The sequence below is a fragment of the Mycobacterium colombiense genome (assembly GCF_003284935.1).
Taxonomy (GTDB): Bacteria; Actinomycetota; Actinomycetes; order Mycobacteriales; family Mycobacteriaceae; genus Mycobacterium; species Mycobacterium arosiense_A.
Genome location: NZ_QMEV01000033.1, coordinates 1 through 14,885 on the forward strand (window position 1 = coordinate 1; position 14,885 = coordinate 14,885).

Sequence of the window (14,885 nt, forward strand, 5' to 3'; positions counted from 1 at the left end):
TCGCGCGAGGTCGGCCTCGGGGTGCTGCAGGTGTGGCAGGCGCTGACCGAAGGGGTGTCGCGCCGGCCCGCGAACCCGGAGGTGACGCTGGTCTTCACCGACCTGGTCGGGTTCTCGACGTGGTCCCTGCAAGCCGGCGACGACGCGGCGCTGGTGCTGCTGCGACAGGTGGCGCGGGCGCTCGAGCCGCCCCTGCTCGACGCCGGCGGTCACATCGTCAAGCGGATGGGCGACGGCCTCATGGCGGTCTTCGGCGATCCGATGGTCGCGGTGCGCGCCGTGCTGGCGGCCAAGGACGCGCTGAAATCGGTCGACGTGGACGGCTATACGCCCAGGATGCGGGTGGGAATCCACACCGGGCGCCCGCAGCGGCTGGCCGCCGACTGGCTCGGCGTCGATGTGAATATCGCCGCACGAGTTATGGAAAGAGCCACCAAGGGTGGAATCATGGTGTCGAGTTCAACGTTAGATCTCATACCGCAAAGCGAGTTGGACGCGTTGGGCGTCGAGGCCAAACGCACGAGGAAGCCGGTCTTCGGGCCGAAGCCCGCCGGCATTCCCGACGATTTGGCGATATATCGCCTCAAGACTCTTAAGGAGTTGTCAGGCCCTGATGACGCAGCCGAGACAAAACCGCAGCCATAATGGATGCCAATGCTAGGGGGCATCGTGTCCCGGCTCGCCCGGGTCCAATTCACTGTGGGGTATGCGGCGCTGCTGCTCGCCATCAGCTGCGCCATCCTGGCCCTCGGCCCGCACGCCCATGACGTCATCGTCCAGCGCGCCAGCACCAACGTGCACAACCTGGCCCACGGCCACCTGGGCACGCTGCTGGGCAGCGCGCTCGTGGTCGACGCCGGCCCGCTGTACTTCTGGCTGCCCTTCCTGACCTGCCTGCTGGCGCTCGCCGAGCTGCATCTGCGCACCATCCGGCTGGTGGTGGCGTTCCTCGTCGGCCACATCGGCGCGACGCTGCTGGTCGCCGCCGCCCTGGCGGCGTCCGTCGAGTTCGGCTGGCTCCCCGTGTCGATCACCCGGGCCAGCGACGTCGGCATGAGCTACGGCGCGCTGGCGGTGCTCGGCGCGATGACGGCGGTCATCCCGTCGCGCTGGCGGGCCGCCTGGGTCGGCTGGTGGGTGTCGGCGGGCATCGCCTCGGCGATCATCGGCGGCGACTTCACCGACGCCGGCCACACCGTCGCCGTGATCCTGGGCGTCCTGGTGTCCGCCCGGTTCCGGCAGCCGATCCACTGGACGCCCGCGCGCTACCTGATGCTGGCGTTGTCCTCGGGCTTCGGCTTCCTGATGCTGGCCCACCACTGGGGGACCATGGCGGCGACGCCGGTGTTCGGTCTCGTGGGCGCATTCGTCGCCTACAAGCTGGCGAAGCTCGCCGGCACTCGGGGCGTCGCCACCCCGGAGGTCCCCGCGCTGGGTGACGAGACGCTGGGCGGGCCGCAGCCGGCGGTCGCCGGCTAGGCCATCACCGCCGTCGGCGGCCCAACACCAAGCGCCCGGCGGGCGCCACGCGCCGAATCACTATGATCAGCACTCGACCCGTGCCGCGCGGAAGCACATCGATGCGGGCAGCCCCGACCAGCCTCGTCAGCAAGGAGAGTGTCGCCGCGTGGGTGATCAACCCGTCGACCTGTCGCCGGAAGCCCTGACCGCAGCGGTCAGCGCCGCCCGGAAGGCCTTCGCGCGGGCCGGCGATCTCGACGCACTGGCCCGGGCCAAGACCGAGCACCTCGGCGACCGCGCACCGCTGGCCCTGGCTCGCCAGGCGCTCGGCGGCGTCCCCAAGGACCAGCGCGCCGATGCGGGCAAGCGGGTCAACGCCGCCCGGACCGACGCCCAGCAGGGCTACGACGAGCGGCTGGCGGTCCTGCGGGCCGAGCGCGACGCCGCGGTGCTGGTCGCCGAGGGCATCGACGTCACGCTGCCGTCGACCCGGCAGCCGGCCGGCGCGCGGCACCCGATCACGATCCTGGCCGAGCACATCGCCGACACGTTCATCGCGATGGGCTGGGAACTGGTCGAGGGCCCGGAGGTGGAGACCGAGCAGTTCAACTTCGACGCGCTGAACTTCCCGGCCGACCACCCCGCGCGCAGCGAGCAGGACACCTTCTACATCGCGCCCGACGATTCCCGGCAGCTGTTGCGCACCCACACGTCGCCGGTGCAGGTGCGCACCCTGCTCGCCCGCGAGCTGCCCGTCTACATCGTCTCGATCGGCCGCACCTTCCGCACCGACGAACTCGACGCCACCCACACCCCGGTGTTCCACCAGGTCGAGGGCCTGGCGGTGGACCGCGGCCTGACCATGGCGCACCTGCGGGGAACGCTGGACGCGTTCGCGCGCGCCGAGTTCGGTCCCGAGGCGCGCACCCGGATCCGGCCGCATTTCTTCCCGTTCACCGAGCCGTCGGCCGAGGTCGACGTCTGGTTCGTCGGCAAGAAGGGCGGCCCCGGCTGGGTGGAATGGGGCGGCTGCGGAATGGTGCATCCAAACGTGTTGCGCGCCGCGGGGATTGACCCGGACGTCTACTCCGGCTTCGCGTTCGGCATGGGGCTGGAACGAACCCTGCAGTTCCGCAACGGGATTCCGGACATGCGCGACATGGTCGAGGGCGACGTGCGGTTCTCGCTTCCGTTCGGGGTGGGTGCCTGATGCGCGTCCCGTACAGCTGGCTGCGCGAGATCGTGGCGGCCGGCGCACCGGATTGGGACGTCGCCCCCGCCGAGCTGGAGCAGACGCTGGTGCGCATCGGCCACGAGGTCGAGGACGTCGTCACCCTCGGGCCGGTCGACGGCCCCCTGACGGTGGGCCGGGTCACCGGCATCGAAGAACTCACCGGTTTCAAGAAGCCGATCCGGTTCTGCCACGTCGACGTCGGTGAAGGCCAGGACCGCGAGATCGTCTGCGGCGCAACCAACTTCGCTGTCGGTGACCTCATCGTTGCGGCACTGCCCGGCGCCACGCTGCCCGGCGACTTCACCATCGCCACCCGCAAGACCTACGGCCGCACCTCCGACGGAATGATCTGCTCGGCGGCCGAACTGGGCCTGGGCGCCGACCATTCCGGGATCCTGGTGCTGCCGCCGGGCACCGCCGACCCCGGCGCCGACGCCGCCGCGGTGCTGGGGCTCGACGACGTGGTCTTCCACCTGGCGATCACACCCGACCGCGGTTACTGCATGTCGTTGCGGGGCCTGGCCCGCGAGGTCGCCTGCGCCTACGACCTGGACTTCGTCGATCCCGCCGGCAGCCAGGTGATCAAGCCGCTGCCGGTCGAGGGCGAGGCCTGGCCGCTGACCGTGCAACCCGGCACCGGGGTGCGGCGGTTCGCGCTGCGCCCGGTCACCGGCATCGACCCCGCCGCCGTGTCGCCGTGGTGGCTGCAGCGCCGGCTGCTGTTGTCCGGCATCCGCGCGACCTCCCCGGCCGTCGACGTGACCAACTACGTGATGCTCGAGCTCGGCCACCCGATGCACGCCCACGACCGCAACCGCATCACCGGAAGCTTCGCCGTGCGCTTCGCGCGGCCCGGGGAGACCGTGGTGACCCTCGACGACGTCGAACGCACACTCGATGCGGCCGACGTCCTCATCGTCGACGAGACCGCGACCACCGCGATCGGCGGCGTGATGGGCGCGGCGAGCACCGAGGTGCGCGCCGATTCGACCGACGTGCTGCTCGAGGCCGCGGTCTGGGACCCGGCCGCGGTGTCGCGCACCCAGCGCCGGCTGCATCTGCCCAGTGAAGCCGCCCGCCGCTACGAGCGGGGAGTGGATCCGGCCATCTCGGTGGCCGCGCTGGACCGCTGCGCCACCCTGCTCGCGGACATCGCCGGTGGCGTGGTCGCCGACGCCCTCACCGACTGGCGCGGCGACCCGCCAGTCGGCAACTCGGTCGCCGATTGGGCTGGGCCGCCCATCGACATCGCCGCCGACCTGCCGGACCGCCTGGCCGGGGTGGGCTATGCGCCGGGCACCACCGCCAGGCGGCTCGCCCAGATCGGGGCCGACGTGGCGGGCCCAGAGGAGGGGCGCGGGGGCGGCGTGTTGACGGTGACGCCGCCCAGCTGGCGTCCGGACCTGCTGCAGCCCGCCGACCTCGTCGAGGAGGTGCTGCGGCTGGAGGGGCTCGAGGTCATTCCGTCGGTGTTGCCGTCGGCGCCGGCCGGCCGGGGCCTGTCCGCCGTGCAGAAGCGCCGCCGCGCCATCGGCAGATCGCTGGCCGAGTCCGGCTTCGTGGAGATCCTGCCGACCCCGTTTTTGCCCGCGGGCGTGTTCGACCTGTGGGGCCTGCCGGCCGACGACCCGCGACGCACCACCACGGACGTGCTCAACCCCCTGGAGGCCGACCGCCCGCACCTGGCCACCACGCTGCTGCCGGCATTGCTGGAAGCCTTGGTGCGCAACGTCTCTCGCGGCCTGGTTGACATCTCCCTGTATGCCCTGGCGCAGGTGGTCCGGCCGACCGCGGACACGCGCGCGGTGGACCTCGTCCCGGTCGACCGCCGGCCCACCGACGCCGAGATCGCCGCGCTCGACGCGTCGTTGCCGCGCCAACCCCAGCACGTCGCCGCGGTGCTGACCGGCCTGCGCGAACACCGCGGGCCCTGGGGCCCCGGCCGCCGCGCCGAGGCCGCCGACGCGTTCGAGGCGGTGCGCATCATCGCCCGCGCCAGCGGGATCGACGTGCGATTGCGGGCGGCGCAATATTTGCCCTGGCATCCGGGGCGGTGCGCCGAGGTGCTCGTCGGCGACACCCCGGTGGGCCACGCCGGCCAGCTGCATCCGGCGGTGATCGAGCGCTCCGGGCTGCCCAAGGGCACCTGCGCCCTCGAGCTCGATCTCGACGCGATTCCCATCCCCCTGACACTGCCGGCGCCGCGGGTGTCGCCGTTCCCGGCCGTCTTCCAGGACCTCAGCCTGGTGGTGCCCGCCCAGGTGCCGGCCCAGGCGGTGGCCGACGCCGTCCGCGAGGGCGCGGGGGAGTTGCTCGAAGACCTGCAGCTGTTCGACGTGTTCACCGGCCCGCAGGTCGGCGAGGACCGCAAATCGCTGACCTTCGCGCTGCGCTTCCGCGCCCCCGACCGCACGCTCACCGAGGACGACGCCACCGCGGCTCGCGACGCCGCGGTGCGCCGCGCCGCCGAGGCGGTCGGCGCGGAGCTGCGCGGCTAGCGGAATGGATTTGCAAAGCACTGCATAACCATGCAGAATCGGCGGAATGGCCGACGGAATGAAGGTGGCGGTTGCCGGTGCCAGCGGCTACGCGGGCGGTGAAATCCTGCGCCTGCTGCTCGGCCACCCGGCCTACGCGCACGGGCGCCTGAAGATCGGCGCGGTGACCGCCGCCGCCAGCGCCGGCAGCACGCTCGGTGAGCACCACCCGCACCTCACCCCGCTGGCCCAGCGGGTGGTGGAGCCGACCGAGCTCGACGTGCTCGCCGGCCACGACGTGGTGTTCCTGGCCCTGCCGCACGGTCATTCGGCGGCGCTGGCCGAACGGCTCGGCCCCGACACACTGATCATCGACTGCGGCGCCGACTTCCGGCTCACCGACGCCGACGCGTGGGAGCGGTTCTACGGGTCCCCGCACGCCGGCAGCTGGCCCTACGGGCTGCCGGAGCTGCCCGGCGCCCGCGAGCGGCTGCGCGGCGCCCGCCGCATCGCCGTGCCGGGTTGCTACCCGACCGCGGCGTTACTGGCGCTGCTGCCCGCGGTGGCCGCGGACCTCATCGAGCCCGCCGTCACCGTGGTCGCCGTCAGCGGGACGTCGGGTGCCGGTCGGGCGGCCAAGACCGACCTGCTGGGCGCGGAGGTCATCGGGTCGGCGCGGGCCTACAACATCGGCGGCGCGCACCGGCACACGCCCGAGATCGCTCAGGGCCTGGGGGCCGCCGCCGGCCGCGACGTCACGGTGTCGTTCACCCCGGTGCTCATCCCGACCTCCCGCGGCATCCTGGCGACCTGCACCGCGCGCACCCGCGCGCCGCTGCCGCAACTCCGGGAAGCCTACGAAAAGGCTTACCATGCAGAGCCTTTCATCTACCTGATGCCCGAGGGGCAACTGCCCCGCACCGGAGCGGTGATCGGCAGCAACGCGGCGCACATCGCCGTCGCGGTGGACGAGGCCGCGCAGACCTTCGTCGCGATCGCCGCGATCGACAACCTGGTCAAGGGAACCGCAGGCGCGGCCGTGCAGTCGATGAACCTGGCGCTGGGTTGGCCGGAGACCGAAGGACTTTCGGTGATCGGGGTGGCGCCGTGACGCGCGCCAGCGACGATGACGCCGGCGTGGCCGGGATAGCAGGAGCGGCGCCATCTGTCTTAGCCGCCGCGCAGTCGCGGTTGCTGCGGGAACAGGGCGTGACCGCGCCGGCGGGATTCCGGGCCGCCGGCATCGCCGCCGGGATCAAGGCCTCGGGCAACCGCGACCTGGCCCTGGTGTTCAACGAGGGCCCCGACTACGCCGCCGCCGGGGTGTTCACCCGCAACAAGGTCAAGGCGGCACCGGTGCTGTGGAGCCAGCAGGTGCTGAGCAGCGGCGCGCTGCGCGCGGTGATCCTCAACTCCGGCGGCGCCAACGCCTGCACCGGACCCGGCGGATTCCAGGACACCCACGCCACCGCCGAGGCCGTCGCGGCCGCCCTCTCGGACTGGGGAACCGAAACCGGGGCCATCGAGGTCGCGGTGTGCTCCACCGGGCTGATCGGTGACCGGTTGCCGATGGACAAGGTGCTCGCCGGCGTGCGCACGATCGTGCAGGACATGGCCGGCGGCCTGTCCGGCGGTGACGAGGCCGCCCAGGCGATCATGACCACCGACACCGTGCCCAAACAGGTTGCGCTGCACCATCCGGACAACTGGACGGTCGGCGGGATGGCCAAGGGGGCCGGCATGCTCGCACCGTCGCTGGCGACGATGCTCTGCGTGCTCACCACCGACGCGGCCGTCGACGCGGCGGCCCTGGACCGCGCGCTGCGCCACGCCACCGCCCGCACCTTCGACCGGCTCGACATCGACGGCGCGTGCTCGACCAACGACACGGTGCTGCTGCTGACGTCGGGCGCCAGCGGGATCGCGCCCAGCCAGGCCGCACTCGACGGCGCCGTGCTGCGGGTGTGTGACGACCTGTGCGCGCAACTGCAGGCCGACGCCGAGGGCGTCACCAAGCGGGTCAACGTCACCGTGCAAGGGGCGGCCTCCGAGGACGACGCCCTGGTCGCGGCCCGCACGATCGCCCGCGACAGCCTGGTCAAGACGGCGGTGTTCGGGTCGGATCCCAACTGGGGCCGGGTGCTGGCCGCCGTCGGGATTGCGCCCATCGACCTGGATCCGGACCGGATCACGGTGTCGTTCAACGGGTTTGCGGTCTTCTCGGGCGGGGTTCCGGTACCGGGCGCGCGCGAGGTGGACCTGTCGGGGGCCGACATCGACATCACGGTCGACCTGCGGCTCGGCGAGCAGCGGGCCACCATCCGGACCACCGACCTGTCGTACGGGTACGTCGAAGAGAATTCGGCCTACAGCTCATGAGCTCCGCCACCGAAGCGTTGTCGACTGTGGTCAAGGCGCAGGTGCTCGCCGAAGCCCTGCCCTGGCTCAAGCAGCTGCACGGCAAGGTCGTCGTCATCAAGTACGGCGGCAACGCCATGACCGACGACACGCTGCGGCACGCCTTCGCCGCCGACATGGCGTTCCTGCGCAACTGCGGCGTCCATCCGGTCGTCGTGCACGGCGGCGGCCCGCAGATCACCGCGATGCTGCGCCGACTCGGCATCACGGGTGACTTCAAGGGCGGATTCCGGGTCACCACACCCGAAGTGCTCGACGTGGCGCGGATGGTGTTGTTCGGGCAGGTCGGCCGCGAACTGGTCAACCTGATCAACGCGCACGGACCGTATGCGGTCGGGATCACCGGCGAAGACGCCCAGCTGTTCACCGCCGTGCGGCGCAGCGTCACCGTGGACGGCGTGGCCACCGACATCGGCCTGGTGGGCGACGTCGAACGGGTGAACACCGCCGCCGTGCTGGATCTGATTGCGGCGCGCCGCATTCCGGTGGTGTCGACGCTGGCGCCGGACGCCGAGGGCGTGGTGCACAACATCAACGCCGACACCGCCGCGGCGGCGCTGGCCGAGGCGCTGGGGGCCGAGAAGCTGCTGATGCTCACCGATGTCGAAGGCCTGTACACCAGCTGGCCCGACCGCGGTTCGCTGGTCAGCGAAATCGACACGGCCACACTGTCACAACTGCTACCCACGCTGGAGGCGGGCATGATCCCCAAAGTCGAGGCGTGCCTGCGCGCGGTCACCGCGGGTGTGCCCAGCGCGCACGTCATCGACGGTCGGGTCGAACACTGTGTGCTGGTCGAGCTTTTCACCGATGCGGGCACCGGCACCAAGGTGGTGAGCGCATGAGCGCGACGGCGACGGCCGCTGTGAAGCAGCGCTGGGAAGCCGTGATGATGAACAACTACGGCACCCCGCCGCTGGCCCTGGCCAGTGGCGACGGCGCCGTGGTCACCGACGTGGACGGGAAGACCTATCTCGACCTGCTCGGCGGTATCGCGGTCAACGTGCTCGGCCACCGCCACCCCGCGGTGATCGACGCGGTCACCACCCAGCTCAACACGCTGGGCCATACGTCCAACCTGTATGCCACCGAGCCGGGTATCGCGTTGGCCGAGGCGCTGGTCGAACAGCTCGGGGTCCAGGCGCGAGTGTTCTTCTGCAACTCGGGAACCGAGGCCATCGAGGTGGCCTTCAAGATCACTCGCCTGACCGGAAAGACGAAAGTTGTTGCCGCGCAAGGCGCTTTTCATGGCCGCACCATGGGGTCGCTGGCGCTGACCGGCCAGCCGGCCAAACAGGCGCCATTCGAGCCGCTACCGGGCAGCGTCACCCATGTGCCCTACGGCGACGTGAAAGCGCTTGCCGGCGCCGTCGATTCGACCACGGCGGCGGTCTTCTTGGAACCGATCATGGGGGAGGGCGGCGTCGTGGTCCCGCCCGAGGGGTATCTGGCCGCCGCGCGCGAGCTCACCGCACGGCACGGCGCCCTGCTGGTGCTCGACGAGGTGCAGACCGGGGTGGGGCGCACCGGAACGTTTTTCGCCCACCAGCATGACGGCATCGTCCCGGACGTGGTCACGCTGGCCAAGGGGCTCGGCGCCGGACTGCCCATCGGTGCCTGCCTGGCCGTCGGGCCGGCCGCCGACCTGCTGACCCCGGGCCTGCACGGCAGCACCTTCGGCGGCAATCCCGTCTGCGCCGCCGCCGCGCTGGCGGTGCTCAAGGCGCTGGCCGAGGGTGATCTGATCGCTCGCGCCGCCATGCTGGGCAAGGCGCTGAGCCACGGCATCGAGGAGCTGGGTCATCCGCTCGTCGACCACGTGCGTGGCAAGGGGCTGCTCCAGGGGGTGGTCCTGACCGCGCCGAAAGCCAAGGACGTCGAGGCAGCGGCCCGCGACGCGGGCTTTCTGGTGAACGCGGCCGCCCCCGACGTCGTCCGGCTGGCGCCGCCGCTGATCATCACCGAAGCCCAGATCGACGGCTTCGTCGCGACGCTGCCGGACATCCTCGACACCGCTGGGAGTGGCGCAGATGACTAGGCATTTCCTCCGCGACGACGACCTGTCGCCCGCCGAGCAGGCCGAGGTGCTGGCGCTGGCCGCCGAACTCAAGAAGGCCCCGCTGCGCGCCCGCCCGCTGGAGGGCCCCCGCGGGGTCGCGGTGCTGTTCGACAAGAACTCCACCCGCACCCGGTTCTCGTTCGAGGTCGGCATCGCCCAACTGGGCGGGCACGCCGTCGTCGTCGACGCCCGCAGCACCCAGCTGGGCCGCGACGAAACCCTGGAGGACACCGCGCGGGTGCTGTCGCGCTACGTCGATGCCATCGTCTGGCGCACGTTCGGGCAGGAACGCCTCGAGGCGATGGCCGCGACCGCGACCGTGCCGGTGGTCAATGCGCTTTCCGACGAATTCCATCCCTGCCAGGTGCTCGCCGATCTGCAGACCATCACCGAGCGCAAGGGGTCGCTGCGCGGCCTGACGATGACCTACCTCGGCGACGGCGCCAACAACATGGCGCACTCGCTGATGCTGGGTGGGGTCACGGCCGGCATCCACGTCACGATCGCCGCCCCGGACGGTTTCACGCCCGACCCGGCGTTCGTGGCGGCGGCCCGGCGGCGCGCCGAGGACACCGGCGCCTCGGTCACCGTCACCGCCGACGCCGATGCGGCCGCGGGCGGCGCGGACGTCCTGGTCACCGATACCTGGACGTCGATGGGGCAGGAGGACGACGGGCTGGACCGCCTCACACCGTTTCGGCCCTACCAGATCAACGCCCGCCTGCTGTCGCTGGCCGACCCGGAAGCCATTGTGCTGCACTGCCTTCCGGCCCACCGCGGCGAGGAGATCACCGACGAGGTGATGGACGGCCCGGCCAGCGTTGTCTGGGACGAGGCCGAAAACCGGTTGCACGCCCAAAAGGCGTTGCTGGCATGGCTTTTGGAGCGGCGCTCATGACCCGCTCGAAAGCCACACCCGAGACCACCCGGGCCGGCCGCCAGGACCGCATTGTGGCGATCCTGTCGTCGGCGTCGATCAGCAGCCAAAGCGAACTGGCGGCCCGGCTGGCCGACGAGGGAATCGAGGTCACCCAGGCCACCCTGTCGCGGGACCTCGAGGAGCTGGGCGCGGTGAAGCTGCGCGGCGCCGACGGCGGTGTCGGCGTCTACATCGTGCCCGAGGACGGCAGCCCGGTGCGCGGCGTATCGGGCGGCACCGCGCGGCTGTCCCGGCTGCTCGGCGAGCTGCTGGTCTCGGCCGACGCCAGCGCGAACCTCGCGGTGCTGCGCACCCCGCCCGGCGGTGCCAACTATCTGGCCAGCGCGATCGACCGTGCGGCGCTACCGTACGTCGTCGGCACCATCGCCGGCGACGACACCGTCTTCGTGGCCGCCCGAGAGCCGATGACCGGCGCCGAGCTGGCCACAACGTTGGAAAAACTCACCTAAGCGCTTCAAGTGTAAGGAGATTGGTTCATGTCAGAACGCGTCATCCTGGCGTATTCCGGCGGTCTGGACACCTCGGTGGCCATCAGCTGGATCGGCAAGGAGACCGGCCGCGAGGTCGTAGCGGTGGCGATCGACCTCGGCCAGGGCGGCGAAGACATGGAGGTCATTCGCCAGCGCGCCCTGGACTGCGGCGCGGTGGAGGCCGTCGTCGTCGACGCACGCGACGAGTTCGCCGAGGGGTACTGCCTGCCCACCATCCTGTCCAACGCTCTCTACATGGATCGCTACCCGCTGGTGTCGGCGATCAGCCGGCCGCTGATCGTCAAGCACCTGGTGACGGCGGCCCGCGAGCACGGCGGCGGCATCGTCGCCCACGGCTGCACCGGCAAGGGCAACGACCAGGTCCGGTTCGAGGTCGGATTCGGCTCGCTGGCACCCGATCTCGAGGTGCTGGCGCCGGTCCGCGACTACGCCTGGACGCGGGAGAAGGCCATCGCGTTCGCCGAGGAGAACGCCATCCCGATCAACGTCACCAAGCGCTCACCGTTTTCCATCGACCAGAACGTGTGGGGCCGGGCGGTGGAAACCGGCTTCCTGGAACACCTTTGGAATGCGCCGACCAAGGACGTCTACGCCTACACCGAAGATCCCACCCTCAACTGGAGCACGCCCGACGAGGTGATCGTCGGTTTCGAGCGCGGCGTGCCGGTGACGATCGACGGCAAGAAAGTGTCGGTGCTGGGCGCCATCGAGGAACTCAACACCCGCGCCGGCGCCCAGGGCGTCGGCCGCCTCGATGTCGTCGAGGACCGGCTGGTGGGCATCAAGAGCCGCGAGATCTACGAGGCGCCCGGTGCCATGGTGCTCATCACCGCCCACACCGAGCTCGAACACGTCACGCTCGAGCGCGAGCTGGGCCGATTCAAGCGGCACACCGATCAGCGGTGGGCCGAATTGGTTTACGACGGGCTGTGGTACTCACCGCTGAAGGCGGCGCTGGAGAGCTTCGTCGCCAAGACCCAGGAACACGTGACTGGCGAGGTGCGAATGGTGTTGCACGGCGGCCACATTGCCGTCAACGGCCGGCGCAGCGCCGAATCCCTCTACGACTTCAACCTGGCGACCTACGACGAGGGCGACAGCTTCGACCAGTCGGCCGCAAAGGGTTTCGTCTACGTGCACGGACTGTCGTCGAAGATCGCGTCGCGCCGGGACCAGGCGCCGAAGGGCCCGGCCGACGCGTGAGCACTCGCGAAGGGTCACTGTGGGGCGGGCGGTTCGCCGACGGCCCGTCGGATGCGCTGAGGGCGCTGAGCAAATCCACCCACTTCGACTGGGTGCTGGCCCCCTACGACATCGTCGCCTCGCGGGCCCACACCGTGATCCTGTTCCGCGCCGGGCTGCTGAACGAGGAGCAGCGCGACGGGCTGCTGGCCGGCCTCGACCAGCTCGCCTCCGACGTCGCCGACGGCAGCTTCTCGCCGTTGGTCACCGATGAGGACGTGCACGGGGCGCTGGAACGCGGACTGATCGACCGGGTGGGACCCGACCTGGGCGGGCGGCTGCGGGCCGGCCGGTCGCGCAACGACCAGGTGGCCACCCTGTTCCGGATGTGGCTGCGCGACGCGGTGCGCCGGGTCGCAGCCGGGGCGCTCGACGTCGTCGGCGCGCTGGCCGCCCAGGCCGCCGCCCACCCCGGCGCCATCATGCCGGGCAAGACCCACCTGCAATCCGCCCAACCGGTGCTGCTGGCCCATCACCTGCTGGCCCACGCCCACCCGCTGCTGCGCGACGTCGACCGGATCGTCGACTTCGACCGGCGCGCCGGGGTGTCGCCCTACGGCTCGGGGGCGCTGGCCGGCTCGTCGCTGGGCCTGGACCCCGACGCGATCGCCGCGGAACTGGGTTTCGCCGCCGCCGCCGACAACTCCATCGACGCCACCGCATCCCGGGACTTCGCCGCGGAGGCCGCCTTCGTGTTCGCCATGATCGGCGTGGACCTGTCCCGGCTGGCCGAGGACATCATCCTGTGGAGCTCGACGGAATTCGGCTACGTCACGCTGCACGATTCGTGGTCGACCGGCAGCTCGATCATGCCGCAGAAGAAGAACCCCGACATCGCCGAGCTGGCGCGCGGCAAGTCCGGCCGGCTGATCGGAAACCTGACCGGCCTGCTGGCCACGCTGAAGGCCCAGCCGCTGGCCTACAACCGTGACCTGCAAGAAGACAAGGAGCCGGTGTTCGATTCGGTCGCCCAGCTCGAGCTGGTGGCACCGGCGATGGCCGGGCTGGTGGCCAGCCTGACCTTCGACGTCGAGCGGATGGCCGCCCTGGCGCCGGCCGGCTACACCCTGGCCACCGACATCGCCGAATGGCTGGTGCGCCAGGGGGTGCCGTTCCGGTCGGCGCACGAGGCCGCCGGGGCCGCGGTGCGCGCCGCCGAGCAGCGGGCCGTCGGACTCGACGAGCTGACCGACGACGAATTGGCCGCCATCAGCCCCGACCTCACGCCGGCGGTCCGCGAGGTCTTGACGATCGAGGGCTCGGTGTCCTCGCGCGACGCGCGCGGCGGCACCGCGCCGGTTCGGGTCGCCGAGCAGATCGAAAGCGTCCTGGCCAGCGCCGATCGGCTCAAGAGCCGGCTGGGTGGTGGCGGCTGAGATGGCGTTGTTTTCCCTGACGGGCAGGGACAGGCAGACTAGACTTCGGGCTCAAAGCGATCCGGTTGAACGCTACGGGCCGGGTCCTCGTCACCAAGGGGTGGGAGAACAATGAGCGTCGTCGCCGGCGTCTTCGGTGCGTTACCGCCGCACCGATACTCCCAGCGCGAGCTCACCGACTTCTTCGTCAGCATCCCGGAGTTCGAAGATTACGAGGACATCGTCCGGCAGCTGCACGCCAGCGCCAAAGTCGGTAGCCGCCACCTGGTGCTGCCGCTGGAGCAGTACCCCGCGCTGACCGACTTCGGCCTGGCGAACCGGATCTTCACCGAACACGCCGTCAAGCTGGGCGCTGAGGCGCTGTCCGGCGCGCTCGACGAGGCGGGCCTGCGGGCCGAGGACGTCGACGTGCTCATCACCACCACCGTCACCGGCCTGGCGGTGCCCTCCGTGGACGCCCGCATCGCCGCGAAGCTCGGCCTGCGCGACGACGTGCGGCGGGTGCCGCTGTTCGGGCTGGGCTGCGTGGCCGGCGCCGCGGGTGTGGCCCGCATGAACGACTACCTGCGCGGCGCACCCGACGCCGTCGCCGCCCTGATCTCCGTCGAGCTCTGCTCGCTGACCTATCCGGGATACACGCCGTCGCTGGCCGGCATGGTCGGCAGCGCCCTGTTCGCCGACGGTGCCGCGGCCGTGGTGGCCGTCGGGCAGCGGCGCGCCGAGCAACTGGCGGCCAGCGGGCCCAGCATCCTCGACTCACGCAGCCACCTGTATCCCGATTCCCTGCGCACCATGGGCTTCGACGTGCGCGCAGGCGGTTTCGAACTGGTCCTGTCCAAGGATGTCGCCGCCGTCGTGGAGCAATACATCGAGGACGACGTCACCGGCTTCCTCGGGTGCCACGGGTTGACCACGGCCGACATCGGTGCGTATGTCAGTCATCCCGGCGGCCCCAAGGTCATCGAGGCGATCAACTCCGCGCTCGACCTGCCGCCCGAGGCCCTCGAACTGACCTGGCGGTCGCTCGGCGAGATCGGCAACTTGTCGTCGGCCTCGGTGTTGCACGTGCTGCGCGACACCATGGCCAAGCCGCCGCCGAGCGACAGCCCCGGTCTGATGCTCGCCATGGGGCCTGGGTTCTGTTCCGAGCTGGTGTTGTTGCGTTGGCACTGATCCTCGTCTGCGTT

The 14,885-nt window shown here is 71.0% G+C and carries 12 protein-coding genes and 1 pseudogene; all 13 read left to right on the forward strand.

Features of this window, described 5'->3' with window-relative positions; all coding sequences use genetic code 11:
* Window positions 1-645: adenylate/guanylate cyclase domain-containing protein (locus DQP57_RS15500; protein ID WP_133259246.1), on the forward strand; the 645-nt coding region annotated here is incomplete at its 5' end.
* Window positions 646-654: 9 nt separating this feature from the next.
* Window positions 655-1,479: a rhomboid-like protein gene (locus DQP57_RS15505; RefSeq protein WP_112633790.1), complete on the forward strand. Its 825-nt coding sequence runs from the start codon at window positions 655-657 to the stop codon at window positions 1,477-1,479.
* A 148-nt stretch (window positions 1,480-1,627) separates the two neighbouring features.
* Complete coding sequence (pheS, locus tag DQP57_RS15510; RefSeq protein WP_112633791.1) at window positions 1,628-2,671, forward strand: phenylalanine--tRNA ligase subunit alpha; 1,044 nt, start codon at window positions 1,628-1,630, stop codon at window positions 2,669-2,671.
* On the forward strand, window positions 2,671-5,193 hold the full coding sequence (pheT, locus tag DQP57_RS15515) for a phenylalanine--tRNA ligase subunit beta (RefSeq protein ID WP_112633792.1): 2,523 nt from the start codon (window positions 2,671-2,673) through the stop codon (window positions 5,191-5,193). Before pheS ends, pheT begins: the two co-directional genes overlap by 1 nt.
* Before the next feature lie 30 nt (window positions 5,194-5,223).
* A pseudogene (gene argC, locus DQP57_RS15520) lies at window positions 5,224-6,283 on the forward strand (N-acetyl-gamma-glutamyl-phosphate reductase).
* Between the two features lie 35 nt (window positions 6,284-6,318).
* Window positions 6,319-7,551, forward strand: coding sequence for a bifunctional glutamate N-acetyltransferase/amino-acid acetyltransferase ArgJ (gene argJ, locus DQP57_RS15525; RefSeq protein WP_112633822.1), 1,233 nt, complete (start codon window positions 6,319-6,321; stop codon window positions 7,549-7,551).
* The gene (gene argB / locus DQP57_RS15530) at window positions 7,548-8,435 is read left to right on the forward strand and encodes an acetylglutamate kinase (RefSeq protein ID WP_112633794.1); all 888 of its coding nucleotides are present in this window, start codon (window positions 7,548-7,550) and stop codon (window positions 8,433-8,435) included. The genes argJ and argB overlap by 4 nt, the downstream gene beginning before the upstream one ends.
* A complete protein-coding gene (locus DQP57_RS15535; RefSeq protein WP_112633795.1) occupies window positions 8,432-9,628 on the forward strand; it encodes an acetylornithine transaminase in 1,197 nt (398 codons plus the stop codon). Before argB ends, DQP57_RS15535 begins: the two co-directional genes overlap by 4 nt.
* Complete coding sequence (gene argF / locus DQP57_RS15540; protein WP_112633823.1) at window positions 9,621-10,547, forward strand: ornithine carbamoyltransferase; 927 nt, start codon at window positions 9,621-9,623, stop codon at window positions 10,545-10,547. Before DQP57_RS15535 ends, argF begins: the two co-directional genes overlap by 8 nt.
* The gene (locus tag DQP57_RS15545; protein WP_112633796.1) at window positions 10,544-11,038 is read left to right on the forward strand and encodes an arginine repressor; all 495 of its coding nucleotides are present in this window, start codon (window positions 10,544-10,546) and stop codon (window positions 11,036-11,038) included. Before argF ends, DQP57_RS15545 begins: the two co-directional genes overlap by 4 nt.
* Before the next feature lie 27 nt (window positions 11,039-11,065).
* A complete protein-coding gene (locus tag DQP57_RS15550) occupies window positions 11,066-12,283 on the forward strand; it encodes an argininosuccinate synthase (RefSeq protein ID WP_112633797.1) in 1,218 nt (405 codons plus the stop codon).
* Window positions 12,280-13,698, forward strand: coding sequence for an argininosuccinate lyase (gene argH / locus DQP57_RS15555; RefSeq protein WP_112633798.1), 1,419 nt, complete (start codon window positions 12,280-12,282; stop codon window positions 13,696-13,698). Before DQP57_RS15550 ends, argH begins: the two co-directional genes overlap by 4 nt.
* Window positions 13,699-13,809: 111 nt before the next feature.
* Window positions 13,810-14,871 (forward strand): type III polyketide synthase, encoded by a 1,062-nt coding sequence (locus tag DQP57_RS15560; protein ID WP_112633799.1) that lies wholly within the window; start codon window positions 13,810-13,812, stop codon window positions 14,869-14,871.
* The last annotated feature ends 14 nt before the right edge of the window (window positions 14,872-14,885 follow it).

Coding starts and splice junctions, on each gene's coding strand:
- argB (WP_112633794.1), top strand. CDS start 7,548: ATGAGCTCCGCCACCGAAGCGTTGTCGACTGTGGTCAAGGCGCAGGTG.
- DQP57_RS15550 (WP_112633797.1), top strand. CDS start 11,066: ATGTCAGAACGCGTCATCCTGGCGTATTCCGGCGGTCTGGACACCTCG.
- argF (WP_112633823.1), top strand. CDS start 9,621: ATGACTAGGCATTTCCTCCGCGACGACGACCTGTCGCCCGCCGAGCAG.
- DQP57_RS15535 (WP_112633795.1), top strand. CDS start 8,432: ATGAGCGCGACGGCGACGGCCGCTGTGAAGCAGCGCTGGGAAGCCGTG.
- DQP57_RS15545 (WP_112633796.1), top strand. CDS start 10,544: ATGACCCGCTCGAAAGCCACACCCGAGACCACCCGGGCCGGCCGCCAG.
- DQP57_RS15505 (WP_112633790.1), top strand. CDS start 655: ATGCTAGGGGGCATCGTGTCCCGGCTCGCCCGGGTCCAATTCACTGTG.
- DQP57_RS15560 (WP_112633799.1), top strand. CDS start 13,810: ATGAGCGTCGTCGCCGGCGTCTTCGGTGCGTTACCGCCGCACCGATAC.
- pheT (WP_112633792.1), top strand. CDS start 2,671: ATGCGCGTCCCGTACAGCTGGCTGCGCGAGATCGTGGCGGCCGGCGCA.